At 40.0% G+C, this 24,746-nt stretch carries 25 protein-coding genes; 12 read left to right on the forward strand and 13 right to left on the reverse strand.

All coding sequences use genetic code 11. The features are described from left to right. The first annotated feature begins 1 nt into the window (after window position 1). The 4 genes from EHQ58_RS03465 to EHQ58_RS03480 are packed head-to-tail and all read left to right on the forward strand — an operon-like array spanning window position 2 to window position 3,586. The gene (locus tag EHQ58_RS03465; protein WP_135622019.1) at window positions 2–616 is read left to right on the forward strand and encodes a MotA/TolQ/ExbB proton channel family protein; all 615 of its coding nucleotides are present in this window, start codon (window positions 2–4) and stop codon (window positions 614–616) included. A gap of 2 nt (window positions 617–618) precedes the next feature. Further along, on the forward strand, window positions 619–1,017 hold the full coding sequence (locus tag EHQ58_RS03470; protein ID WP_135622021.1) for an ExbD/TolR family protein: 399 nt from the start codon (window positions 619–621) through the stop codon (window positions 1,015–1,017). Beyond that, the gene (locus EHQ58_RS03475; RefSeq protein WP_135622023.1) at window positions 1,014–1,670 is read left to right on the forward strand and encodes an energy transducer TonB; all 657 of its coding nucleotides are present in this window, start codon (window positions 1,014–1,016) and stop codon (window positions 1,668–1,670) included. Before EHQ58_RS03470 ends, EHQ58_RS03475 begins: the two co-directional genes overlap by 4 nt. A 2-nt stretch (window positions 1,671–1,672) precedes the next feature. Beyond that, window positions 1,673–3,586, forward strand: a complete 1,914-nt coding sequence (locus EHQ58_RS03480) for a histidine kinase (RefSeq protein ID WP_135622025.1) — start codon at window positions 1,673–1,675, stop codon at window positions 3,584–3,586. Here the strand turns inward: EHQ58_RS03480 and EHQ58_RS03485 are convergent. The 5 genes from EHQ58_RS03485 to EHQ58_RS03505 all read right to left on the reverse strand — a co-directional run bounded on the left by EHQ58_RS03485 (window position 3,583) and on the right by EHQ58_RS03505 (window position 8,254). Next, the gene (locus EHQ58_RS03485) at window positions 3,583–4,113 is read right to left on the reverse strand and encodes an SCO family protein (RefSeq protein ID WP_246047094.1); all 531 of its coding nucleotides are present in this window, start codon (window positions 4,111–4,113) and stop codon (window positions 3,583–3,585) included. The genes EHQ58_RS03480 and EHQ58_RS03485 overlap by 4 nt on opposite strands. 38 nt (window positions 4,114–4,151) lie before the next feature. Beyond that, complete coding sequence (locus tag EHQ58_RS03490; protein ID WP_135622028.1) at window positions 4,152–5,192, reverse strand: multicopper oxidase domain-containing protein; 1,041 nt, start codon at window positions 5,190–5,192, stop codon at window positions 4,152–4,154. 4 nt (window positions 5,193–5,196) lie between these two features. Next, a complete protein-coding gene (locus EHQ58_RS03495) occupies window positions 5,197–5,508 on the reverse strand; it encodes a PLDc N-terminal domain-containing protein (RefSeq protein WP_135622030.1) in 312 nt (103 codons plus the stop codon). Window positions 5,509–5,521: 13 nt separating this feature from the next. Then, on the reverse strand, window positions 5,522–7,492 hold the full coding sequence (locus EHQ58_RS03500) for a right-handed parallel beta-helix repeat-containing protein (protein WP_135622032.1): 1,971 nt from the start codon (window positions 7,490–7,492) through the stop codon (window positions 5,522–5,524). Window positions 7,493–7,576: 84 nt separating this feature from the next. Continuing rightward, the gene (locus EHQ58_RS03505; RefSeq protein ID WP_135622034.1) at window positions 7,577–8,254 is read right to left on the reverse strand and encodes a TetR/AcrR family transcriptional regulator; all 678 of its coding nucleotides are present in this window, start codon (window positions 8,252–8,254) and stop codon (window positions 7,577–7,579) included. 247 nt (window positions 8,255–8,501) lie between these two features. Here EHQ58_RS03505 and EHQ58_RS03510 point away from each other — a divergent pair, with 247 nt between their 5' ends. Next, window positions 8,502–9,281 carry a UDP-2,3-diacylglucosamine diphosphatase gene (locus EHQ58_RS03510; protein ID WP_135622036.1) on the forward strand — a complete coding sequence of 260 codons (780 nt, stop codon included), beginning with the start codon at window positions 8,502–8,504 and terminating at the stop codon, window positions 9,279–9,281. Window positions 9,282–9,344: 63 nt separating this feature from the next. On the opposite strand, the gene EHQ58_RS03515 is transcribed toward EHQ58_RS03510, so the two are convergent. Continuing rightward, window positions 9,345–9,581, reverse strand: a complete 237-nt coding sequence (locus tag EHQ58_RS03515) for a hypothetical protein (RefSeq protein ID WP_135622038.1) — start codon at window positions 9,579–9,581, stop codon at window positions 9,345–9,347. A gap of 214 nt (window positions 9,582–9,795) precedes the next feature. Here EHQ58_RS03515 and EHQ58_RS03520 point away from each other — a divergent pair, with 214 nt between their 5' ends. After that, complete coding sequence (locus EHQ58_RS03520) at window positions 9,796–10,725, forward strand: alpha/beta hydrolase (protein ID WP_135622040.1); 930 nt, start codon at window positions 9,796–9,798, stop codon at window positions 10,723–10,725. 77 nt (window positions 10,726–10,802) lie between these two features. Here the strand turns inward: EHQ58_RS03520 and EHQ58_RS03525 are convergent, their stop codons facing one another. The 3 genes from EHQ58_RS03525 to EHQ58_RS03535 all read right to left on the reverse strand — a co-directional run bounded on the left by EHQ58_RS03525 (window position 10,803) and on the right by EHQ58_RS03535 (window position 14,981). Next, window positions 10,803–11,645, reverse strand: a complete 843-nt coding sequence (locus EHQ58_RS03525) for a TPM domain-containing protein (RefSeq protein ID WP_246047097.1) — start codon at window positions 11,643–11,645, stop codon at window positions 10,803–10,805. A gap of 159 nt (window positions 11,646–11,804) precedes the next feature. Continuing rightward, the gene (locus EHQ58_RS03530) at window positions 11,805–13,415 is read right to left on the reverse strand and encodes a SulP family inorganic anion transporter (protein WP_135622044.1); all 1,611 of its coding nucleotides are present in this window, start codon (window positions 13,413–13,415) and stop codon (window positions 11,805–11,807) included. Beyond that, a complete protein-coding gene (locus EHQ58_RS03535) occupies window positions 13,416–14,981 on the reverse strand; it encodes a helix-turn-helix domain-containing protein (RefSeq protein WP_135622046.1) in 1,566 nt (521 codons plus the stop codon). Window positions 14,982–15,126: 145 nt separating this feature from the next. Between EHQ58_RS03535 and EHQ58_RS03540 the strand changes: the two genes are divergently transcribed. From EHQ58_RS03540 to EHQ58_RS03550, 3 genes are read left to right on the forward strand one after another with little or no spacing between them, the layout of a single operon-like run. Further along, complete coding sequence (locus tag EHQ58_RS03540) at window positions 15,127–16,098, forward strand: sodium-dependent bicarbonate transport family permease (RefSeq protein WP_135622048.1); 972 nt, start codon at window positions 15,127–15,129, stop codon at window positions 16,096–16,098. A gap of 30 nt (window positions 16,099–16,128) precedes the next feature. Next, window positions 16,129–17,928, forward strand: coding sequence for an alginate export family protein (locus EHQ58_RS03545; protein ID WP_135622050.1), 1,800 nt, complete (start codon window positions 16,129–16,131; stop codon window positions 17,926–17,928). A gap of 31 nt (window positions 17,929–17,959) precedes the next feature. Beyond that, on the forward strand, window positions 17,960–18,613 hold the full coding sequence (locus tag EHQ58_RS03550) for a TetR/AcrR family transcriptional regulator (protein ID WP_135622052.1): 654 nt from the start codon (window positions 17,960–17,962) through the stop codon (window positions 18,611–18,613). Here the strand turns inward: EHQ58_RS03550 and EHQ58_RS03555 are convergent. Next, window positions 18,577–19,335, reverse strand: coding sequence for a lysophospholipid acyltransferase family protein (locus tag EHQ58_RS03555; RefSeq protein ID WP_246047099.1), 759 nt, complete (start codon window positions 19,333–19,335; stop codon window positions 18,577–18,579). The two genes, EHQ58_RS03550 and EHQ58_RS03555, sit on opposite strands and share 37 nt — an antisense overlap. 96 nt (window positions 19,336–19,431) lie before the next feature. Here EHQ58_RS03555 and EHQ58_RS03560 point away from each other — a divergent pair, with 96 nt between their 5' ends. The 3 genes from EHQ58_RS03560 to EHQ58_RS03570 all read left to right on the forward strand — a co-directional run bounded on the left by EHQ58_RS03560 (window position 19,432) and on the right by EHQ58_RS03570 (window position 22,346). Continuing rightward, complete coding sequence (locus tag EHQ58_RS03560) at window positions 19,432–20,466, forward strand: cytochrome-c peroxidase (RefSeq protein WP_135622054.1); 1,035 nt, start codon at window positions 19,432–19,434, stop codon at window positions 20,464–20,466. Window positions 20,467–20,826: 360 nt separating this feature from the next. Then, entirely contained in the window at window positions 20,827–21,441 is a 615-nt protein-coding gene (locus tag EHQ58_RS03565; RefSeq protein WP_135622056.1) for a hypothetical protein, read from the forward strand. 53 nt (window positions 21,442–21,494) lie between these two features. Continuing rightward, entirely contained in the window at window positions 21,495–22,346 is an 852-nt protein-coding gene (locus EHQ58_RS03570) for an LIC_13355 family lipoprotein (protein ID WP_135622058.1), read from the forward strand. 3 nt (window positions 22,347–22,349) lie between these two features. Here the strand turns inward: EHQ58_RS03570 and EHQ58_RS03575 are convergent, their stop codons facing one another. Genes EHQ58_RS03575 through EHQ58_RS03585 form a run of 3 tightly spaced genes read right to left on the reverse strand, consistent with a single transcriptional unit; the run spans window position 22,350 to window position 24,746 of the window. Next, window positions 22,350–23,132, reverse strand: a complete 783-nt coding sequence (locus EHQ58_RS03575) for a protein phosphatase 2C domain-containing protein (protein ID WP_135622059.1) — start codon at window positions 23,130–23,132, stop codon at window positions 22,350–22,352. Between the two features lie 3 nt (window positions 23,133–23,135). Continuing rightward, the gene (locus EHQ58_RS03580; protein WP_135622060.1) at window positions 23,136–23,900 is read right to left on the reverse strand and encodes an SDR family NAD(P)-dependent oxidoreductase; all 765 of its coding nucleotides are present in this window, start codon (window positions 23,898–23,900) and stop codon (window positions 23,136–23,138) included. Then, window positions 23,901–24,746 (reverse strand): four helix bundle protein, encoded by an 846-nt coding sequence (locus EHQ58_RS03585; RefSeq protein ID WP_135622061.1) that lies wholly within the window; start codon window positions 24,744–24,746, stop codon window positions 23,901–23,903.

Consider the following 24,746-nt stretch of genomic DNA (forward strand, 5'->3'; position numbering starts at 1 on the left):
CATGCAGGAATTTGTAGAAATCGGTGAAGAGTTAGTATTCCTCGCAATGACGATTGCGAGTATCGTGGCGTTTGCAGTTTTTTTGGAAAGATTATTATATTTCCGAAAAACAATGGGGAAAATCAACGATGAATTCTTAACGCAAGTTAGAGGCTCCCTTCACGAAAAGCCAGAAATTACTTGGGAAGCTCCTCTCACACACACTTCTTCCTACTGGAGATTTGTTCACTTTGCACTTCGCCAAATTGGTCTTGGTCGCAAAGGATTAGATGAAAGTCTAGAAGGTCAAATTCTTTCGGAAAAATTGGAATTAGAAAAACGCCTCCCGATACTCAATACACTAGGAAATAATGCACCATTTATCGGTCTCCTCGGTACTGTTCTCGGTGTCATCAAAGCATTTTACGGACTCGGAACTCTTGGTGCTTCTGGAGCAGATGTTGTTATGCGGTCGATTTCTACTGCCTTACTTGCAACTGCTGCAGGACTTGGAGTTGCCATTCCGGTTGTCATGGCAAATAATTATTTTTCACGCAAGGCTAAGGTAATTTTACAAAATCTAGAAATCTTGAAAAAAGAATTTCTTGCGTATCAAATGAACAAAACGAAGGTTTAAATATGGCTCAATCCAGTTCACAAGATGAGGAAATAGGAAGCATAAATATCACACCCATGGTGGATGTGATTTTAGTGCTTCTAGTTATCTTCATGGTCACGGCAAACTTTCTAAAAAAGGAAAGTATCAATATCAATTTACCAAAGGTTCAGTCCGCTGATCCAAATGTGGCTGAGTCAGTGCAAGTGGCCATGACGAAAACAGGCGGTATTTTACTTGAGGGCAAAGACATTCAATTGGCTGCCTTGATTAAAAATTTAGAGCGCGAGTCCAAAATAAGACCAAACATGCGTTTGACACTTTCGGCAGATGAATCCTTGCCTTATGGCAAAATTACAGAACTCATGGGAATCATTCGCAAAGCAGGGATTACGAGAATCGCACTTAGTGTAAAAAAATGAAAAGAGTAAAAAAGTATTTCGCTAAATTTACGCATTCTGTCAGACAAAACAAGGAAAGACTGTTTCATATTTGTCTGGCATTGAGTTTATTGCTTCATACGGGTTCGTATGCTGCTTATAAAATTAGCCAAATGAGACCTGAAGAGGAAGTGATTGATTCCTCTAATTTCGAAGATGTAGATTTGAATTTTGAAGAAATTCCTCCGGAATTGATCGGAGGGACTTCCTCACCGGCTCCCGTGGAAAAAAGTGAGTGGGTGGAAGGAAGCAATAAGGACAAAGAGGATGAGCCTGATAATTCAGATCTGAATCCTAATCAACTTTCAGGAAATGGTACGGATAAAGACGGCTATTTATTTTCTTGGAATGGAGATAGACCACCCTCTCCCATTCTCGACTTCGACCTAAAAGATTATTTTCCTCCACAAGCACGAGCTGCGAACATACCGGAAAAAACAGTCATCATGCTTGTCCAAGTGAATGAAGATGGTAGTCTTGAGTCCGCAAAGATCGTATCTGGAAAAGCTGGCTATGGCTTTGATGAAGCCGCAATGAAAATTGTAAAGCGACTACGTTTTAGCCCCGGTTATGTGCAAGGACAACCTAAAAAAATGGCACATCGCATGCCGATTAACTTTAATTTAGAGGATTAAAATTGGAACGGAGAAAATGGCACTCGGTAGAAAAATTTCTCTCGAGTCCATTCCCAGTTCTCTCACTCTTCATTGCGACGATATTCATTTCCCTTTTTCTTCTTATAATAAATCCGTATATTGATCTTTATCTAAAGCATAAGCCAGACATTAAATCGCCACTTCTCTCGCCTAATTCAGAATATATTTTAGGAGATATTGCAAAAAAAGCTGATGGTTCTTATGACCTCAAAGCAGCAAACAACGATGAGTGGCCCTCCTTTACAACGTGGGTCGATAGCGATGCCTTGATTCGTATTGCAAAATCCCCCATCGTTTGGATTCGTGTTGCGGGTCTTGATTTAAAAAACATGGAACGACCATTTATGCTCCTCGACCATTCAGGTGCTTTTTTTGAAATCTACAATGATAACTCAAAGTTGTTATTTCGATATGGCGATTCTAATCGTCTGGATACTTTACCTAAACTATTAGATACGGATTATTCATGGGTAAATTTAGGAAATGAACCAACTAAGTATTATTACTTGCGAATCCATCATAGAGATGGGCATCTTTTCCTGATCAATCCCGTACAAAATAGAATTGGAAGTGAAACAGAAATCATTGATAAATTTGCTAAATCAAATTTGCTCTCTCTATATCTACATTCTTTTTTCGTCATCATCGGATTGGTAAGCGCCTTAGTTTATCTAACACAGTATAAGAAAAAATACTATACCTTGCTCGATTTTTCAATCTTTGCCTTCTTTATAGGACTCCTTGGATTTAGCACGAACGAATACATACGTTATCTTTCTTCCGATCGTTATAGCATCTACCTCATCTCCACGATTTGTTCCAACATTGTCTATATTCCCATGCATTCTGGTCTCCGCCGTCTATTTGGCCCAGGAAAATATTTTTTATTGAATATTCTCATCTTAACCAATATTATCTTCGGAACATTCAATATCATACTTGGATTTACAATCAATGAGTATCCCCTGGTAATGAATATCTTTCTTCACTTGCGGATATTTTATATCATCTTTGCCATTGTTAATTTTTTAGGTCCGATTGTTGTTGCTTACTTTGCTTGGAAGCGAGGTAGCGAAATTGGATTCGGGCACCTTGTAGGTTTCTCGCTCACACTTATACTCGTCCTTTTTGAAATTTTTATTTCAATTCAAAACCAAACATCATTTAGTGGAGTCGCTTACTGGGGTGTTTTGTTTGGTGTCTTTGCTCAAGGACTCGCACTCGAAAAACTTTTTTTTGCCAATAGAAAAAAAATGAAGGAATATGAGGCTTCCTTACTCATGGCAGAAAAATCTTTACGAGAGGTGCAATTAAAAACACTTCAAACTAAGTTAAGCCCTCATTATCTATTTAATTCTTTAAATACGATCCATGCTCTTCAACAAACAAAGTCCGAATTGGTGGGAGATGCCATCATCAGACTCGCAAATAATTATAGATTTTTATCAGATAGGACAGACCTAGCTTTGATTCCGTTTGACGAAGAGTGGGAGTTTGTGGAAGACTTTTTACATCTTCAGAAATTGCGTTTTTTTGATACTGTAAAAATACACCTAACGAAAGATGGTGACTTTAGCAAAGCCTCCATCCCACCGCTAACAATCCAACCCATTGTAGAAAACTCCTTTAAACATGGTTTTCGCAATACCAGCTCCGCAAACTGGATGATTGATATTTCGGCAAAGATTGATACGCAAGCAAGGTTAATACTAAAAATTGCAGATACTGGCGCTGGTATTACCGAGGAACAAATGAGCGAGGAATCTCAAATCTGGGGTAGATCACTTGGAAATATTAAAACCAGACTTTCGCATCATTACAGATATGTGGATGTAACGCTAACAAAGAACAATCCTTCTGGTCTCATCACGACCATTATTCTCGAATCTTTTTAATTTGATTTTGCGAGCACTCGCAGTTGGTTGGCTAGCTCAACAGAAGAGATGCCTCCTGGATATGCTTTTATTTGATGGAGTTTTTCATCCAATACATAGATAAAATTGGAATGGTCTATGGTGTAAGACCCTTGCATCTTAACTTTCTTGCTCGTAACATGAAATAATCCTTCTATCTGATGTAAGCTATCATTGGAAGGAGACAAAGCATAAAGGCTCTTTCCTGGGAATTGGCGAACATAGCCCGCAAGTAAAGCTGGATGATCTCGTTCAGGATCTAAAGTAATAAAAATAAATCTAAATTCTTTTGCTAGTGGCCCAAGAATCAAGGATGCTCTCGCAAACTGATTCAATGCCAATGGGCACATATCTGGACAATGGGAAAATCCAAAATAAATAATCGATTTACCTTCTCTCCAAAATTTTGAATCTAAGCTTCTCCCATCAGGCAGGGTAAAACTCATATTCTCCAATGGTGTTCGATCATCAGAAACATTTGTTAGGAGCTTACATTTAACGCTAATCATACAAATGAGAATCAATAAGGACCTTGAGATTAAAAATTTCAAATGGCGACAATCCATCCCATCCCTCCATTTTCTGCCATATGCGTTTGGTGAGGGTGAAACATATAGCGACCTTTTTTAGGTAAAGTAAATTCTATGATGGCACGTTCCGTAGGACCAAGAGTCACCACATCCGAATGTCCATCGGGAATCGTACTTCCAAGATTTCTGATAATGTCGAATGTTTGTGCGTGTAAATGGAAAGTCACCACAGACTCTCTCTCAAGCAAATTTTGGATATAAAATCTCACTTTTTCACCGACGGGTACTTTCATTGGATACCTGTCATAAATTCCAGAAACGCCATTCCAGGAATAATAATCATTCTTTCCTTTATTTTTAACATCCCATCCAGAAAATGTGAGAACAAATTCATGGGCCGGTAAACGTGGTTTAGGTGGATCGACGATGAGCGTTCCGAATAAACCCTTTGCTGTATGCAATACTAAAGGAGGTACATGGCAATGATATGGGTGCATACCAACTGGTCCCGCGACAATCCGATATGTTTTTTCGCCAAACGCAGGAATGGGCTCCCAACCGTCTTCATTCGGATCATGAGAACCGTGGAAATGCAAAGAATGAGGGTCGGGACTCGAATTTTTTACGTTAATCACTAGCTCATCTCCAAGCGTAGCACGAAGGATAGGACCAGGAACGATTCCATCAAACGTCCATGCAGGAAAACTAACGTCGTGCGCTATGTCCACATTCATAGGAAAAACATTTAGATGGAATTCTTTGTTTCGGGTGTGAGAGATTTTAAAATTTGGCGGAAAATAGAATCTGTCCGTGTATTCACTCTTCACATGAAACGGAGGGTGAGCCATACTGCCATATTGATTTGTAGCACGTAAGCTTCCGTTGGCACCTAGCGCTTGTCCATACAAAGTTGCGGAAGCATCCTGAAGGATAGGAGTCGCACAGACTTCACCATCTCCTAAAGTTCTACTCTTGCTATTAGCCAAAGAGCCAAACAAAGCTCCCAAAAAACCAGTTGCGCCAAATCCAAGAGTCGTTAAAAAACCCTTGCGATCCATGTGATTAAATTTGGGAAATTAAACTCAGAACCCAAACTAAGAGGAGAACTCCCAAACCACCGAACACAGCGGTAAATCTGAATCTCTTTTCGAATGTCGCCTCACTAGACAGAAGATATATACCTCCACCAAACATCGGTATTAGCAAGATCACGAAGGACCAAATGTATGATTTCATATTTGAAATATCTTTCTTTTGTGATAGATCAAAGAGAGCGATCGGAGCCCAAATAGAGGTTAGAACAAAAGGCAAATAGTATGCATAGGATCCTAGAAAGTAAGTCCAAGTTCCAGCTTGAGCGAGTGTTGATTCCATAAATTTCTCCTGATTATGCTGTTGGCGCAGATACACGGGTGATGGCATATACTGCTAAAATTAAAATTGTGAAAAAGAACCCAATCCCACCGAAGACAATGGAATTCGTGATCCTTCTTGGAACCGAACTTTCCTTTGCGTATAAGGTTATGATTGAGCCTACAAAGGGAACAAGTAGGATGATCCAATGCATCATCCCAAAGCCCGTCTTTTTGTTTCGAGAATACAGATCTAACATGGCAAGACCTGTCCAGGAGGCAAAGATACTGAAGGGTAAAAGATAACCAATCAAATGGAAGAACCAAGTTTTGAAAGTCCCTGGGTAGTGTACGCGGTGTGCGGTCGTAAATAGAGAAGTTTCCTTTTGGTATCTTTCTACTTCCATTTTTGTAATCGCAGGCAGCTCGGCCTTTTCGATTAGATATTGATTGGAAACAAAGACGTCGTGCGCAGGTTTGATGCTTTTGGCAAAATCGATTGGCATCGTCTCTTGGTTTGGTGGTATCGGTTGGTTTTTATAATTTCCAAGCGTGAAATCACCTAAACTAGCCTGCACAAACAAGGCAAGAAGACCTATTGTAGAAGAAAGATCCGCAACCCATGGGTATCGAATCTTGCCACAACCTTGCATGGTTTCCAGCATGGGTGGACTTGATACATGATACGTATTGTCTTTGAAGCAGTTTCCCACTCCGACAGGGCCACTTAAGGCAATGTCTCCTCTTCCGGAAGAAAAAACTGTGTTATTTCTAACAATATTATTATTGGATATCCAAATATTCTCATCGATGTTCATCGCTACAAGAATGCCATAATTTTTATGATTAAAAACAACATTATTCTCAACAATATTCTCAAGACCTCCTAACACTCCAATTCCATTTCCAATAGAAGGAATTTCGAGTTTCTTAGACGGTGCATCAAGATTGTTATTGTCATAAACTAAATTCTTTTTGATTACCATACTTTTTTGCGGAGGAAGTAGCTCCCTGTCCAAAGTGTTCGGTCCGATCCCCAGCTGGTTATCTCGCCAAACAGATGAAAGAAGATAAAGATTTCCGCTAGAGTTTGTCCCAGAATATCCTAGTGCATTATTCTCAGAGACTACATCATTGATAATCGCATTACAGGGATTGCACTGCCCAATATAAAATCCAGAATCAGGCGATCCCGATCCATAAGAATGTTCAATCAAACCATCAACGGCATCGAACGCATAAATACCATAATCACCATTATTATATGCTGTAAGATAAGACCCTCTGTATCCGGTCACACCCGTCCAATAAACTCCATTCAAAGTCGCATTTCGTGTTGTAAGGTTTTCTACCGCGACACCATCTGCTCCAACGACCATGATGCCATTCCCACGGAGAAATTCCCCATCGATGATGGTTTCATTTCTATCCTCACCTCGGATGACAAGCGACGGCGTAGTGACCACTACCTCTTCCTTAAATATCCCTTTCGCGATCAGGATCAAATCACCAGGAGAAGCGGCATCGACGGCATTCTGTATCGTCGGATATTGGCTAGGCACCTTTCGGGTTTTACCTGACCAATTCTTTGAAATTTTGGATTTAAAATTTTGGGACTGTGTTTGGAAGGTTGCGTTTCCAATCACAGCCACGCCTGTCATACCAACTTTGCCATCAGGAGAAGAATGAAAGGAACAAAAATAAGGAAAAACTCCATCCTCAGGGAAATACACGTCGGTTTGTGCCCCCCGAAACATTGCTGCCTGCCCATAGGTTTTTTCTGTCGTCCACGACTTATCGATACCTATCGCATTATGAGGGTTATTCCCTTCATTTACGAAACGAATTTTACCACCCTTGTAAGTTTTGATGACGGGCGGATGAAAGGCATTATCCATCATCGTTACGTGAACAAATGCTTGGCTACTCGGATCTTCACCGCTACAGTTGAAAAAAGCGGTAAACCCCAAAAACAAGCTCAGTGTAATTAAATATTTCAATTTCATCTAGCACCTAAAACATGAGGGAATCCTCACATTTGACAAATTTTTATTCTCTCTTTAAAATATGTCAAATTTATTTCTAAAATTTCAAGTTAATGTCTTAAAATAAGCGTTCAGGAAGATCGCAAGCTCACCCATGATTTTGGATTTTTGTCTCCGACTATGCTCTCCGCTGCGTACAAGGGACCGATAGACTGCGTCTACGGATTCAACGGTAATCCGTGCCACTAACAATGCCTTACTTTTTGTTACTCTTGGATAGAGAGGCATTAATAGTTCTTTGGCAAGAGATTTGGCAAACCTTTCATTGCTCAATTGATCGAGAGCCAGGAGCGAAGGATGTGTATAAAGAATCGAATGTAAGATTGAATAGCCTTTGACTTCAGAAAGTGTATCCTCGAAGGCGATCAGTATTTCTTGGATCAATCTTTCCGAATAGCGCTTATATTTCTGCGTTAGAAGTTTAATTTTCCGAAAGAACAATTCATGTAATTCTAAATAGAGAGCTTCTGCCTTTGTGTAAATGATCGTTTCTTTATTTGGAAAAAACTGATAGAGCGAGCCAACCGAAATTTCGCACCTTTCGGCAATGATGTCCGTTGTTGTATTCTCATAGCCAATTTCATCAATCGTCTGAAATGCGATCTCTAAAATTTTTTGAAATCGTTCAATGGACCTTGTCTGTTTTGGCGCTTTCCTATGGATAATTTTCTTATGGATAATGCTTGTTTGTTTGGCGCCTCGGATACTCTTTTTATTTGACATTTGTGTTTCAGACCCGACCCGGCTTTCCGTTCCAATCGAGGTCAGGCCTCGATTTCCACTTCAATCCGTGGCGCGTGAAAATTTTCTTTCAAAGGATCACTGAGAAGTCTACTGTTTTTTTACTTGGGTCGAGCAAAAGATTTTTAATTTCAAACCTATCTAATTTTCTTCTCGAATTTAGAAATCCAATTCCAAACCTATACGATGGGAGCCTTTTCTTTTTAAGAAGATAAGGTATAGAAATTACATGAAAGTAGAATCCAAAAAGAAGAAATTCAAATCCGTTTTTATTTCCGATCTTCATTTAGGTACCTCTCATTGTAAGGCCTCCTTTCTGTTAGAGCTTTTTAAAAAAGTTAAATTTGAAAATTTATTTCTAATTGGTGACATCGTAGATCTTTGGGCCTTAAACTCACACTGGTATTGGAACAAGGATCACGGGAAAGTGATTGAAAAGATTTTAAAATATAGCAGAAAAAAAAGAGTTCAATATATATTAGGAAATCATGATATGATTTTCAGGAATCTTTTATTGAATAATACGTTTCAGTTTGGTGAGATCCCCCTCTCTGATTTTTATATTTATAATTCCGTGAAAGGTAAACGACTGCTACTCATTCATGGAGATCAGTTCGATGGATTCATGCGAAATCTTGGCTGGCTTTACCATTTAGGTGATAAGACCTACGACCTAGTTGTTTATTTCAATACACTGCTCAATAAGATCAGAAAACTTTTTGGTAAAGAATATTGGTCCCTATCAGGCTATTTAAAATCAAAAGTCAAAACTGTACTTGCCAATGTCACTAAATTTGAAACCATTCTCATCCAATATGCGAAAGACCATCACGTCGATGGAGTCATCTGCGGGCATACGCATACTCCAAGCATGACCAAAATAGAATCCACAATCTATATGAATGATGGTGACTGGGTTGACAGCTGCACGTTTATTGGAGAAACCATGGACGGTAATTTTATACTGATGGATTACAAACTGCGCGAGCTTGCAAGGATAGAGCCTTAGTTCGGTTGGGAGGCAGGTGATTCCTTGGATCTTTCTATAACAAAAAGATCCAAGGTTATTTGTTTACTGAGCCATACACTCATCAACACACTTGCTTTCGGCGAGAGTTCCAGCTGTTTTGCAAACATCCGCAGACTTTTTCTCATCCGTACATTTTTTAACAGCTTTTTCTGCTACGACCGAACAAGATTTTTCGCAAGACATCCGTTTTGGATCTGGAGCTGTCATTCCGCCCCCACCGCAATTTCCGAGCATAAAAATCGTAATCCCAAGGAGTAAAAATATCTGAGTTGTTTTCATCGAATACCTCTTGGCCCAATTTCCTTTTCGTATAACGCTCATACTAGCAAGAAAAAAAGTCCGATCGAAAAAATAAAGGCGCTCGCCTCTTCTTATAGGAACGGTTTAGATTTTTTCGAAAATCTTTTGATCTTTAAGCTCCCTTTTGGATGAAAAAAATCTGGTTTCCGAAATGGGTAAATCATAAAATTGACGCAGAGGGGACCTAGCGGCATTGAAATCAACTACATTCACTTTTAAAGACGACGAAGGATTAGATATTTTTGTATATAAATGGGCACCTGATGACGGCAAGGCGAAAGCAGCCATTCAGATTGCGCATGGTATGGCAGAACATGCAGCAAGATATGAGAGATTTGCGACGGCACTGACAGCTATGGGTTTTACCGTTTATGCGAACGATCATAGAGGACATGGAAAAACAGCTGGCAGTCTTGAAAAGGCCGGAATCTATGCAGAGAAAGATGGCTTTCGTAAAGTAGTTGAAAATATGCACCAACTAACGGGTATTATCAAAAAAGAAAACGCGAATACGCCAGTTTTTCTCTTTGGACATAGCATGGGTTCCTTCCTTACGCAAGGGTATCTTTCCCTCTACGGAAATGAAATCAAAGGCTGCGTACTTTCAGGATCGGCAGGACCAGGTGGCGCCCTTGTTAGCATAGGTCATTTGATCGCGACCATCATCTCTCTCATTAGTGGTCGAAATGAAAAAAGTAAATTATTAGATACGATGAGTTTTGGTGCCTTTAATAATGCCTTCAAACCGAATCGAACTGCCTTCGATTGGCTCAGCCGAGACAACGCCGAAGTAGATAAATACATCAATGACCCTTGGTGTGGTTTTATCTGTACGGCCGGATTCTTTGCCGATCTCACCGCGGGTCTATTATGGATCCATAAGGCTTCCACAATGAAACAAATCCCTACAAATTTGCCCATTTATTTTGTTGCAGGTGCTAAGGATCCAGTGGGTGCAGAAACGAAAAGCATCTCCGATTTAATCGGAATTTATAAGAAAAATGGCATGGCAGATGTTACTCATAAATTCTATGAAAATGCACGTCATGAAATCTTGAACGAGACAAATCGAGACGAAGTTACAAAGGACATCATTGCTTGGATTGAGGCGCATAACAAATAGTAGGATCTCTTACTCTCCCGATTCCGGTATACAGCTATGCCGGAATCGATCGTATTCCTTTGGTAAGGATGAATCACCTACCAACTGCCCGAACTTCCTCCACCACCAAAGCTCCCCCCTCCTCCACTAAAGCCGCCACTGCTGCTCCGACCAGAAGACCAGCCGGAACCGCTACCGCCACCAAAAGAACTAACATTTTTAGCCATTCGTCTGCGACCGCTAGGCGTGATGAGTAAGTACAATTTATAGAGACCAATGCCGATGGCATACGTAAGAAATACGGAAACACCGATGTTTACTCCATGTAAGGCGATCGGGAATATACTCCAAAAAGGAAATAAGAAAAAATAAAGGAACCAACCCATATAGGGTGTATTTGCTGCCGCATACGTAAAGATTCCTAAGACGAACACGACGAAGATAGAAGCAAACAGTCTGATTTGCCACGGTATGTTTTCACCGCCTCCATCCATCTCTCCAAAAAAAGATAAAGGACCCAGATAGCTATAATCCTTTGGAGGTGGGATGCTATATGTCCCACCGATTCCACCGATAATGGAATCTATTCCCTTTTCAATGCCTGCTTCAAAATCTCCTGCCTTAAAACTAGGCTTGATTTCTTTTTCGATGATACGGTTGCACAAAACATCTGTTAAAACACCTTCAAGGCCATAGCCTACTTCAATGCGCAACTTTCTGTCATCCTTTGCGATCGTAAGTAAAACTCCATTGTCCTTTCCTTTCTGGCCCAATTTTGTTTTTTCAGCCACTTTTAAGGAAAAGTCTTCTATGCTCTCTCCTTCGAGGGATGAAATGACCAAAACGGCAATTTGATTGGATGTTTTAGATTCGTGATCTGCTAATTTCTTTTCTAGATGATTTGTAAATTCAGCTGACAATGTCCAAGTCTCATCTGTCACCCGGTTCCTTAGTAAAGGTATGTCACGAGAATACAGTTCATTGCAAAAGAGACAGAATGAAATGGAATAAAAAAGGTATTTATTAAATTTTTGCATAGGGTTAACGATGGAAACCTATGCAAAAAATAGGGAATGGCAAATCTTTTTTAGCCTACACAACTAAATATGTTTTCGTCGCGTCGAAAGTGGATCTTTCGCTAAAGGGTGCAATAACTCATGTCCACTGATTGTCACACTTCCACCTGTCTTCTCATAATCGCGTTTAAAATCGGCCAAGAAATCAAAGGCAGAAAAACCGATAAATTCAATCTCGGTGGCTATGATTCTTACTTTTTTACTTTTCGGTATCAATGCCAACTCACGTTTCAAACTCAATAGGTTGGAAAATATAAGAGCCTTTCTGATGACAAATTCATAACCATCCGAAGTTTCATTTTCTGTAAAATCAGAAATAAATAGATTCTTTAGTGGCACACCTAGCACTACCTGAATGATCAGTTTTGTTACAATGCCTGCACCTACTCCAACTAACAAATCTTCAAAGACCGTAAAAAAGATAGTGATCATAAATACCAAAAATTGATCCCATCCATGTTTGTAGGTGTGATAAAATTCGGTAGGAGATGCAAGTTTTACGCCGACCATGATTAAAATTCCTGCGAGTGCCGCGAGTGGAATCATATGGATCACATTAGGTAGTAAAATGACAAAGATCAGCAAAAAGAGTCCATGAAAGAAATTGGACCATCTGGTTTTTGCACCATTGTTTAAGTTAGCCGAGGATCGAACAACCTCGGCGATAATGGGCAATCCGCCGATCCATCCTAAAACAAAATTCCCTAAACCTTTCGCCACCAATTCTCTGTTCATATCAGAATGCCGATTGTACGGATCTATCTTATCAATGGCTGAGGCAGTTAACAAAGATTCGATACTGGCAATGAGTGCAACGGTAACCACCATGAACCAGAAAATTCCCGTGCCAACCAAACCAAAATTCGGATGGATGATGCTATCTGAAATCTGCATGGGTAAAGTAACTAAAAATGCTGGCCCAATTTCGTATGTTTTCTCCATAAAAGTGTAGTTATGTTGTTCAGTGATTCCAAAATAAGCTGCAATTGCCACTCCCACTAGAACGGCCATCAGAGGGGCAGGCAATTTTTTCACGTAAACATTTTTGATTTTTCCAAGAATCACCATAACAAGGATAGACGATACACCAATGATTCCAATCTGAGGGTTGATTTTAGACAAACTAAACGGCATTTCCAGAATCAATCCAGAGATTGTCTTTGCGACAGGAGTGATGCCTAGGGCAAAATAAAATTGTTTTGAGATAATGATGATCCCAATCGCCGCCATCATCCCATGAACGACCGCAATAGGAAAATACACAGTTAAATTGCCAGCCTTAAGCAATCCTAATATTACTTGAATCCCGCCAGCGATCACGATCACAGCCAAGGTGTATTCAAAACCTAGTCGTGAATCTCCACCACCCAAGACTGTAATCGAATGTAATACGACAGCGATGAGTCCAGCAGCGGGTCCATTAATCGTTACGTAGGATCCGCTAAAAAGAGATACTACGATACCACCGACAATGCCAGAAAACAAACCAGCCATAGGTGGCGCACCAGATGCCAAAGAAATCCCCAAACATAAAGGTAGTGCTATTAAAAATATGATAAAACCAGAAACTAAATCAGATTTCCAATTTTGTTTAAGACCCGCGATTCCATCTAATGGAATTTTTTCTTGTGACATTTAACTTTCCTCTGCTACTTTATATTTTTTTCGATAGTCGTTTGGATTAAAACCTGTATGTTTTTTAAACTCAAGATAGAAGGCTGAACGTGATCCAAAGCCTGCCATTTTACCAACAACAGCGACATTCAAATCAGGACTTTCAATTAACAATTTCTTCGAGTCCTCAATTCTACGTTGGTTCATAAGTGTTGGAAAATTTACCTTAAATTCGGAATTAACTATTTCACTTAACTGATGATATGTGATACCGAGGATACCAGCTACCGATTCCTCATTAAAGCTTGCATCAAGATGGATTTTTTCTTCTTCGATCAAATTTTGAAGTTTTGATAAATATTTTGGAACATCCAAAATTTGATAGATACTCTTCTGCTTTCCAGTTACATTTTTTCTCTTTTCCAATTCATGAAGGACTAAAAAAGATCCAGCCGAGAGCAAGGGAAGAAAGAAAACCGAGGCATAAATGGCGAAGGCTTGGTAGGGATAAAAATCAAAATGATAAAGAGTTTTTAGAAAAACTAGAGCTTGAAATACCATCCAGCCGATAAGATAAAATTTTTCCTGTGTCCGCTCTTTTTGTAACAAGTAAAGATGAGTTCTTAACAGAAATGCGATCAGTCCACCAAATAGAGTAAGTACTAGAAAGATCCTATAATCATAAAATCTTGGAACCAAAGGTACCAGCATGTACAAACATCCGCTAAATGCGAAAATCCAAAACACAAACCTTTTCCTTTCGATTCCGCCCGAGTAAGCATCAAAGGTTGCAAGATAGCCAAAAAATGCAAGGTGGTTGAATGCAAGCAGGAGGTAATATGCATGTCGGAACAGGTTATTTTTATCCCCATAGAGGGAAGCAAATTCGCGACCGTGCACCAAGTAAACCAAAGAGAAAAAAGCAAGGTAATGAAAGGCTACACCTAAAAATACCGTATAACGAGTCTTTCTGTATTCGTGTATTCCCCAGAACGTATAAATGATGGCAAGAACGGCAAACGAAACAAAAGTAAGGAATCGGAACATCAAGACTCCACGGTAAGATCCTTCTGAAAGCAAACGAATCGGATAATTCAAATCCTCATTCGAAAAAACCTTTAGGTAAAAGGTTCGGGCCTCGCCGATCTCTAACTCGACGTTAAAATGCGGAAAGGGAGACAGAATGTGATTCCAGCCCGCCCAATTGTACCCACTGTAAGCATCAATCACATGCCCTGAATGACTTTCAGAGCATAATTCTATGAAAGGTAGATTGATCCATTGGATCATTATAGAGAAGTTTTGGATCGAGTTGGTCTTATTTTCTAGCTGGAACCGAAGCCATAGGCCTTTCCCCTCCCGAGGTACTCTCACAGCATCCACGCTTGCGTTTTGGGACCATTCGAGTCCCTTCAGTTGTTGGATGGATTCATGGTTGCAGGAGGAAGGGAGGACAAGGTTTTTACCCGGCAGTCGGTATTCTACAAGATGACTGATATTTTCCCCATACCAAGTTTCCGGTTTGTGCAAACAGGAACTGGAAAGGAGAATCGCAGCAAAAACCAAAAATAAACGTACAAAATGCATTCCAATGGCGATTAAATGCCTTTAAACAAAACTTACTACCGTTTTCAAGATTGATGGAGGCTGGAAAAAAATTATTTTTTGTCTATGTTTATATTATTGGACATATTTTTTGTCTAAATAGATAAATACAGACAGAGAGGCAGTGATGCAAATCCAAGGTGTTTTAAATAATTTACTGAATCCACCCGTACTATTCTTCTTTCTCGGAATGGGCGTTGTTTTGTTCAAATCCGATCTTCGGATTACCGACGGGGTATCAAAGTTCCTGTCCCTTTACCTTTTGTTCTCCATTGGATTTAAGGGTGGGCATGAACTGTTTAATTCTCCATTCGAACAAGAGCATATGCTAACTTTAATTGCCTGTATGTTTATGGCCTTTTTTGTACCCATTTACTCCTTTTTCATCTTCCGTCTCAAAATGGACCATCACAATGCAAGTGCACTTGCCGGTAGCTTTGGTTCAATTAGCGCGGTAACCTTCGTCACGGCAGGTGCCTTTTTACACAGCATGGGACTTGAATACCAAGGATTCATTGTTGCCGGTATGGCGCTTATGGAATCACCAGCCATCGTCATTGCCGTCATCTTGGATCGATTAGGATCATCAAAAAAAAATGCAGACCTCAAGATCAATTGGAAAAGCCTCTTACACGAAGCTTTCTTTAGTTCGTCAGTCTATATTCTAATCGGTTCTCTCATTGTGGGTTATATCTCGGGAGAAAATGGATGGAATACTACAAAACCTTTTACTGAGGATATCTTTAAAGGACTATTGACTTTCTTTCTACTAGACAAAGGCATTGAAGCAGCCAAACAAATGAAAGACTTAAAAAAAACGGGAATCTTTTTACTAGTTTCTTCCATTTTTATCATGATCTTTAATGCAATCATTGCCTTCATCCTTGTGAAAATCATACGAATGCCACTGGGTGATGCCTTGATGTTTGTCGTTTTATGTGCATCCGCTTCTTACATTGCAGTGCCTGCAGCCATGAAAGATTCTATCCCTGAAGCAAACCCAAGTATTTACATAACCGTTGCCTTATCCATCGTATTTCCGATCAATATAATTATAGGTATTCCCCTTTACTTTTATATCTTGAAAGAAATTGTATAAGGATTCGATGGATATACGAGTAAAAAGCCAATGAACCTACGAATACTTTCCACTATCTGTCTGATCCTGTTTTCAGCGAACACTGTAAACTTGTTCGCGGTAGAACCTGAAAGATATAAATCTCCCATGGTTGAAAAAGGTATCGAGGCAGACTACACCAAGCACATGTTTCTTGAACCAGAGCTGGCAGCAAAAGTGAATAAATCTCAGCAAATGTGGATCAATGATATCATTCGTTTGGGAATCTATTTGCGACCAAGAGAAGAGGTTCGAAATAATTTAGATTTTAATAAGTCTAGCTCCGGTTATACCGATCGGACCATGCAAACCTCATCTATGTACCTACTGATTGACCCGAATCCGTATGTGACTGCTAAAATTACCTTTCAAGACTCTCGTGTTTGGGGTGGAGATTCACCTGCAACTGCTGGAGATATACGCGCAAACTTCTTTGCCAATACTCCCAACACAAGTGTCGCGGGACAAGCAAACACAACCTCGTTGAACTCAACCGGCATCCGAGAAGCTTTTGTTATGCTAAAGAAACTTCCACTCGATTTAAAGATACAAGTTGGAAGACAGATCTGGACTTACGGCGACCAACGGATGATAGGTGGTGCCAATTGGACCATCAATGGACTTTCCTATGATGGAGCTCGTGTGATGTTTGATCGCCCCGATTACAAAATCCATTTTTTTGCAGCAAGGCCTTACTGGACTCAGAGTGGAGTCAATGGAGTTGTTTCAGCAAATGATCCAAAAGCTAATTCCAATGCGAAGGGTTCTGATACCACTTTATTTGGTAACTACAACACGATCAAAGTACTGGATGCCTTTGTCGTAGATTTATATTCTATCAACGTAGTTCGAAAGTGGATTCCTAATACATATAATTCTGTAACAGGACTTCCCAACGTCTCAGCAGATGACCCACTTGCCCAGACTCGTTCAAAACAATCTCAGGAATTGTATACTGCGGGATTTCGTCTCACCAATAGAACTGCAAACAATTTTCTTCCAAAGGGAAGTGCTTGGGATTGGACTTGGGAAAGTGCTTGGCAGGCAGGATTTACGGGACGCCGCATCAATGAAAAGGTAGCGGGATATGCTCTGCCTTCTACCTATCAAAATCTTCTAACCGAAAGAGAAAAATATACTGGTCAATTTCATGTTGCCCAAACGGGATATACCTTCTTCGAAAAACTTAGGTTTGGCGCTCAGATCATGTATGCATCCGGTGATAAGAATCGATCCGATGGAAGCTCATCTACCTTTCAAACACTATCGACTCCTCGTTTTGGAGTCATACCTTATTATAATGGTGTGGCTGGACTATCAGAAAACATAGATTATAAAAATCTTATCTCCAAAAGTGTATCCGTAACCTACAACTCAGACGAATGGGGAACCTTCCAACTCAGCTTCTTTCAAAATGATAAGGCACAAAGGCAAGATGCTTGGTATGCGATCAACGGAGCTGGAAACTCGACGACAAACATTGGAGAGGCGAATAGCTCTCCAGTTTCCAGTGCCAAAGGAAGCACAGAAAATTATGCAGACAATGCATATGCGATGCCATATTCACTCGGAAAACATATCTACAATGAAATCGATTTCAGCTGGATGGCAGTGATCAATGATAATGTTTCTATTTGGTTAGGTGTTGGATATCTGAAAGCAGGGAATTCTGTGGTAAATTATAGAAATAGCGGAATGGCGTATAATGCTGCTACGAATAGTTTTGAGCTAAATTCTGACTTTTTGCTAGGGAAAAATAAGGTAGCTAGGGATGGTTCCATGGCCTACTTGCAAGTGAATGCTGCCTTCTAAAAAATCTATAGATTTTTTCTTGTAATATCAAATGGTTGTCCTTGAGATTCTCTTAGGCAGCCATTTGGACACACAAACGAAACATCGCAGGGTTAGAAATAGTCTTTCCAGGGAGGAGATCCGAAACGTGTCTCTTCTGATTTTGAAAGAAGAGGGTATCGATGCCCTTTCCATGCGCCATATTGCGAACAGATTAGGTTGTAGTGTTGCTAGCCCCTACTCTTATTATGAAAGTCAAATCGATCTCGTAAAAGACCTCATCAAACATGGTGAAGATGAGCTTTTAGGCATGCTTAGGAGCGCGATTGAAAGCATATCTGCGGGAACGACCTTTGAAAAATTAGCGGCCATTGCACGCTCCTATTTTAAATTTGCGAGTACCAATCGCGAATTGCATAAAATCATGTTTGTAACCGACTACGGGACCCTGCATAGAAAAGCATTCCCTCAACTTCCCAAAAGCTATCGTTTCTTTTTAGAAACACTTCGTGAAGGATTTGAATCTGGTGAAATCCGTTATCCTATCAATGAATACACCGCGATTGCCAGACTCATGTGGAGTTGGATGTATGGCCTACTCGTTTTGGATATGACGGGCATGCTTCGAAAACGCAGAGGATCAGATAATCCAATCGAAGAAGGTATTAATTACTTTAAAGCTTTATTTTCAGCACCCGCTCCATAAGTGAAATCGTTTCCTAACAGCTGCTCGTCTTCAAATTCCACGCTTCTTCGTTCTTTTAACCTAAGAAATTCTTTTGCTATATACTCCGTCACGAGATGAGCATCCATAGGCTCCCAGAGAGGATTGCCTATAGAGATTCTGCCTGGCTTGTTGCTATTATAGGCATCTATGAACAAAGGTAAGATCGGGAGATTGTATCTCTTACTTAGTATAGCCATGCCACCATGTAATTTTCGCGATTTTCTAAATCCACGAAAATAAGTTCCTTCTGGAAATATACCAAGGCCTAAATTGCCGGCGTCGATTCGATGTTTGATTTCTCTAATGGTATGCGGATCGCTCTCATTTCGATTTAGTGGAATCAAATCCATTGATTTGACAATTCCCTTGATTAATTGTTCCTTTCGATTTTTATGAGGTTTACCATTTCGAGTACCTTTTGTGCGTTTGCCAGAATCATAACTTGTCATGGCCGTCGCATAAATGCCATGTAGTTTCAATAAATGTCGAATCATGAAGGCATCATAAGGCATCGAAATCATTCGTAAGAATTTACTTCTTGGTTTGATGTGATTTGAAACGACGATCATCGAACGTCCATTAAATTCTTTTAATATATGTTCATTTTCATAAACACATCTTTTATTTCCATAAATCAATCTCATTGGTTTGATGAGAAAAATCATTAATATCCAACCGAGTAGCCGACCAATTAAAAACATGTGTAACCTTCTCTCTATTGATTCAGAGTCCTTCGATCACGAGAGGTTGCAAAATATTACGTTACAATTTTTGCTTCAAATTCCCTTTGGATTTTAATGGGTCTGAACCAAACTGGCATACTGTTTTTGATTGCAATGTTTCTAAGTTGTAATTCGCAAAATTTCTTACATTCCCGTGACAAATCTTTGAAGGAGTTACCCTTAACACTCCTTGTCGGTGCGAGATTGGATTTGCAAGAGGAGGCGAAAACCAAGATTGGAAGCCTGCCTCTGATAAGTCCAGGAAGCGAAATGGACACTCCAGCCATGATACGACTTGGTGAAAAAATATTTAGGGACAATAGCCTTTCATTAAATTCTGTCCAGTCCTGCTCCACGTGTCACCTGTTATCTGGAAATAACGTAGGTACTGATGGGCAACCAACTTCCCTAGGTACGTTTGGACAGATGGGAAGAAGGAACACACCGAGTATCTTTAATGTGGGTTTTCTTAACACGATCTTTTGGGACGGAAGAAAATCCTCTCTCCTCGACCAAGCCTTGTTACCATTTGTAGACCAATCTGAGATGGCATTGGCAAGTTCGGACGATCTGCTCGCAAGATTAAATGCAAAATCTGAATACGCAAACTTATTTTCTTCTGCTTATCCACTTGATCCAGCCATTCAGCTAAACTCCGTTAAATCTTCCCTTAGTGCTTTCGAACGAACACTGGTATCCAAGTCTAGATTTGATGATTTTGTAAATGGGAATCCTTATGCAATCACACTTGCTGAAAAAGAAGGACTCCGTTTATTTTTAGATCTAAACTGTATGAACTGCCATGCGGGCCCGATGTTAGGGGGCAATAAATTTGTCAAACTAGACACAAAATACAATTACAATCCAAAAGATTTAGGTAGATTTGAATTTACTGGAATTGAAACGGATAAATATTTTTTTCGCACACCTTCTTTAAGAAACGTAGCGCTCACTGCTCCTTATTTTCACGATGGTAGCGTCCGTTCCATCGAGGAGGCGGTTCGAAGGATGAATGAGTATGAGGCACCACGACCAATCTCGGAAGCGGAAGTCACAAGCCTGGTTACCTTTTTAAGATCGCTTTCAGATAAAACAAAAACTAGTATTTAATATAAGTCTTGACATTCTCAGGTTAATTTAGACTTTGTCCTTATCCTTCAGGGAGGAAACAGGTGCAAATCCTGTGCTGACCCGCAACTGTAATACCGCATTGACTCTGTTAAATGAGTTGATTCGGCAAGCCAGATCTTCCCCGCAAAGAAAACCTCGAGGTTTGGGTTCTTTGCACGTTTATCTTTAGCATTTCATGTTACGGATAAAGGGGCCCCGAAGGAAATCGGGGCAACCGAATGGATAAAGTCTTCACTAGTGCGATGTAAATACTTCAGTTAAAACTGAATCTATTTGAAGTTATAGTTATATCTACGTCTATTTACGTTTCCCTAAATCAAAAATTTAGGAGATTCAAGAATGAATAAAATCACAAAGTTCACATTAGTAATGTTAGTTTTAACATTTGCTACCAATTGCGGCCAATCAGGAAAAATAGACGAATCGAAAGCAAACGAGAGCCTATTTGTTGGACTACTTGCTGGTAATTCTGCTGGCCAAACAAGCGTTCTAAGTAGCCTCGCCGAAATCAGAGGAGTTTGGAAAGATGGATTTTGTAGCGGCGGGACATGCACGGGTTTCACGACCACACTTTCCATCGCACAAGATCCTACTGGTTTTGGAATTTGGACAACTGGATCTGGCTACTTTCGCATCATCGAATCCTCGAATACCTCCCGGTACTTGATCTATCAGTATTTGCCAACTGCCACATTCGGAAATGCGAGCAAATATACAAAAATTCTATGGACGGAACCTCAGACGACAGAATGTGAAAATAGCGCTACGAAGTGTTTTTACTACTGCACTGTATTGAACTCTAGTTTTACGGGATTTAGTACGATTGATGAAGCTCGAAATGTTGTGTTAGATTCCACAAAATACAATACTTCAGATCCGAAAAGATCTGGCTGTGGTGGATTTGGATGGAGCAAGGCTTTATTCCAATCAAACAATCCAACGAGCTGGCCATAAGATATCAAAAAGCGATCTGATCCATTCAGATCGCTTTTTCAAGGATAAATGTGATGAATGTCAAAATATTTCAACTCTTGCTCATTTTAGTAATCAACTGTTTTGTGTTACTTTGTAATCCGACACCGAAAAAAGATAACAGCGTAGCGATATTAGGTCTAGTGGTTCTTCTCCAATCACAAACTGCAACACCAGACACCAGTTGTCCTGTTAAAACCTTACCAACAGGTATTCCCCTAGCGACGAGTATCGTCTCGGCTAACTCCTCTGTGAGTGGTTTTAGTGATGCGAATAAAGCGACCAATGGGATCTGTGGTGGTGGTGAAACCTCAGGGGCATTAGATGTTTATTCACTAAATTTAACAGGAGCAGGTGCTACACTCAAATTGTCATGGGCAGGAAAATTCGTACAAAATGTTAGCGGAATCGATTTTATAGTTTATGAAAATGCATTTAAAATCAGTGAAACAAGTGATCGTTATTTAATGGATCCTATGGTCGTTGAAGTCTCAATAGACGATTCCTCTTATTGTGGATTTTCTTTAACTTATGATTCCACAGCATCTACATTAAATAAGATCTCCTCATGGGTTGGTTTTGCAGGCTTAAGACCCGTTATCTATAATATGGGATCAAATACCTTTACTCTTGAGGATTTGTTTACTTCTACTGGAAGTGGTTTTTTGAAAGGTGGTGGCGACGGATTTGATTTGGAGGATCTTATTACGAGTACAAGTTGCACGGCAACTGTTCGGAACAATATACTCTCATCAGGATTTAAATATATAAAACTTACATCTGCAACTGCCATTACCAATCCGGGAACTGGGAATCCTTATACGTACCCCCACTCTTTTGATAATGGTTCCGATATTGATGGTGTAATCGCAAAAAGCGTAAAATGAAAACTAATCTAGTATTTCAGCAATGATGACGGTGATGTTATCGGTTCCGCCTAACTGATTTGCTAGATTGACTAGTTTATCTACAGAGTCTTGGCCATGATTTAAAGACAAAATATTTTGAATTTCTTTAGAAGAGACGAGTCCGTGAAGACCATCCGAACAGAGCAAAACTTTATCACCGGCTTTTATTTTCAATTTAAAATCAACAGGCTTGACTGAAACACCAGGACCCAGCGCTTGGGAAACGACATTTCGTTTCGGGTGAGTTTCTGCTTCCTTCGGAGTAATTTTTCCCATTCGTGCTAAATTAGAAACAAAAGTTTGGTCTTCGCTGATTTGGCTCAACTCATCGGACCTAAATAAATAAAGTCTACTATCTCCAACTTGCGCTCCATAGGCGCTCTTACCGTAAAAATAGCAACAGGTCGCTACAGCTCCCATTTTTGAAAATTCTGGATTTGCTAGGGCAAGATTATGCAAGTACACATTTGCTTTTTCTAAAGCAACAACCGGCAATTTGATCGGTTTTTCGATTTTTATCTCATTCCAATGATCGATGATAAATTTTGCGATTCCCTCACTAGCCATTTGACCACCAGCAGAACCACCCATCCCATCTATAGCCGAAACAAAAACACCTTCGCCCCGAAGGGAAAGTCGATTCCAAGAAACCATATCGACGCTCGTCGCTGTTTCAGATATTTTACCGCGAATGATGGCATAGTTATCCTCATTTTTGGTTCTTACCAAGCCAACATCAGATTTTCTAAAAATGGAAATCTTCATGAATCAGACGGCTGTCCATCCACCATCCACTGGTAAGGCCACTCCGGTCACGAAAGATGCCGACTCCCCAAGTAACCAGATGCAAGACTTTGCAATTTCTCCAGGGCTCGCCATCCTACCCAAAGGATGCATGCCCTCAATAATCTTACGTGTTTCTTCAGGTTTTCCAAATGCGTTAAGAATGATGTCACTCATATCTGTTTCGATAACGCCAGGACAAACGGCATTGACTCTAATTTTTTTATGAGCATATTCTAGGGCAACGCTTTTCGTGAGGCCAACAATCGCGTGTTTTGTGGCAGAATAGACTGCATTTCCTTTATATCCGACAAGACTCGTCGCGGAGCCCACGTTCACAATCGCTCCACCATTCACCTTCATCAATTTCACTTCTTCTTTTAAGCAAAGCCAAGTTCCAGCAACGTTCGTATTGATGACTGCATGAGCTAACTCGTCTGGATACTTATCGATCATCGCAATGGTCCCGAGTAGTCCCGCATTATTGACTGCTAAATCAAGCTTGCCATATTTTGAGAAGATTTCAGAAAATAATTTAGTTATTTCTTCAGGTTTAGAGATATCGCATCGGATAAAACTAGAATTTGGCGATACTTTCAAAATTTCGCTCAGAGCTGTTCTTCCATTTTCTTCCCGCCTACCAGACAGAATGAGAGTTGCTCCGCGATTGGCAAGATCACTTGCAATTTCTAAACCTAGACCTGATGTACTACCAGTAACAAGCGCTATTTTCCCATCAAATTCTTTCATTCATTTCCTCGGTTTCAGATTCTGGCCTCTTGGTGCCGTTTTGACTTTCTTGATGTATGCCTTCGTTAGTTCCTCTGTTCGAGTAAAAAGTAAATTTAAATCAGAATATTTTCCGTAATTGAGTTCTTCCGCTAAACTTAAATTATATCGAAGTTCATTTAGGCAAGCGGTAAGTATTTCCAAAGATTTTAGTTTTTCTCTACGATAAGGCGATTTCCGAGAGCGGGCGGCTGCATTGACTGCTTTCACTGAGTATTTGCGTAAACTTGCAGCAAGAACTTCTTGTTCCCTAGCAGGCAAATCATTGGCGATCGTATAGATATTTTTTAATAACTTGAGTGTGGCAATCCAGAGCGGAAACCTTTTATAAACATCTCCAAACTTTCTCATTTCCTCAGATGTATTTTTGATATCTAAATCTTTTGCGGCGATGAGATCCAAAAATTCCTGAGGGATGGGTACGACCTTTCTTTCATTATAATTAAAAAATAAGACAGAGATGCGAACTCGCGTTACTGAGACTTGTCCATTGTCTTTCGTTAATTGAAAAAAAAGTTCAAAGGATTTTTCTCTTAAATTTTCAATGGTCACCCGTGCCTCTACCAGATCTCCAAATAACAATTCGGATTCGTAGGTTACGGTGGCATTTGTGAAGATGATGCTGCGTCCATAAATATCTAAAACTGAAAATCCTAGATACTGAAAGAACTGTAGGTGAGCCTCTAACACTAAGTCGAGTACGGTTGCGAATGATACGTGCAACTCACCCCAAAGATCAGTTTTCCGGATCGGAATCTCTGTTTTAAAGTGGTATTTGCTTGGTAAGGGGAGTTCTACCTTTGCCAT

The organism is Leptospira ognonensis (assembly GCF_004770745.1).
GTDB classification, from domain to species: Bacteria; Spirochaetota; Leptospiria; order Leptospirales; family Leptospiraceae; genus Leptospira_A; species Leptospira_A ognonensis.